Consider the following 248-nt stretch of genomic DNA (forward strand, 5'->3'; position numbering starts at 1 on the left):
GCGTACGTCAGGCGGGGATTTTTTTGGGCGCGCTGGAGCGAGGCCGCTTACTTGCGCTTGAGCAGCGGCGCCAGGTACTTGCCGGTAAAGCTCGCCTTGCTCTTCGCCACATCCTCCGGCGTGCCCTTGGCGATGATCTGCCCGCCGCCGGCGCCGCCTTCCGGCCCCAGGTCCAGCAGCCAGTCTGCCGTTTTGATCACGTCGAGGTTGTGCTCGATGATCACAATCGTGTTGCCGTGGTCGCGCAG

1 protein-coding gene is annotated in these 248 nt (G+C 64.9%); it reads right to left on the minus strand.

Annotation, left to right across the window (positions count from 1 at the left end):
• Positions 1–47 precede the first annotated feature (47 nt).
• Positions 48–248 (minus strand): hypothetical protein (locus tag ACVA6Q_RS24855; protein ID WP_446649254.1); only part of this gene is annotated, 201 nt, incomplete at its 5' end.

The sequence above is a fragment of the Vibrio sp. DNB22_10_4 genome (assembly GCF_052879755.1).